Raw genomic sequence first — 505 nt, forward strand, 5'->3', positions numbered from 1 at the left:
GCGGCATAATCGCGGGCTCGTCATAAGGCACCTAATGCCGACTTCGGCATTAGGTGCCCTGCTTCGGCTGCCCGGTCTCGTCCAACGCCCCCACCACCAACCCACGCCGCCGGCCGGCCGCCGTGTCCAACCCGGCCGCCGCGTACCGCCGCACCTGGCTCGCCACACCCTCGGCGTCCCACACCGCCCGGTTCAACAACCGCTGAGTCCGGTCCGGCGTGGCATCCCCGACATGCTCGGCGATGGTCCACCCGTTGCGTTTCGGCATCCTGCTGACCAGCGCCGACACGTACCGGCCCGCGTGCAGCCACGTCCGCACCTGGACGAAACAGGACCGCGTTCGCTCCAACAGTTCGGCCCGTGCGCGCTCAGCGCGGGCGGCCGCTACCCTGGCAGCAGCAGCCGCCTTCGATCTTGTTGTCCTCACAAACACATGATCAACAGGCGGCTGCGTCTACGTCGCACCACCCTGCCAACGCGTCCTACCTGGTCACAGCCCTAATGG

1 protein-coding gene is annotated in these 505 nt (G+C 68.1%); it reads right to left on the bottom strand.

From position 1 onward, the window contains the following. Nucleotides 1–49 precede the first annotated feature (49 nt). Complete coding sequence (locus ACFHWT_RS31445; protein ID WP_416598338.1) at nucleotides 50–319, bottom strand: hypothetical protein; 270 nt, start codon at nucleotides 317–319, stop codon at nucleotides 50–52. Between the last annotated feature and the right edge of the window lie 186 nt (nucleotides 320–505).

It is taken from the genome of Micromonospora sp. LOL_021, from assembly GCF_048060215.1.
Classification (GTDB): Bacteria; Actinomycetota; Actinomycetes; order Mycobacteriales; family Micromonosporaceae; genus Micromonospora_E.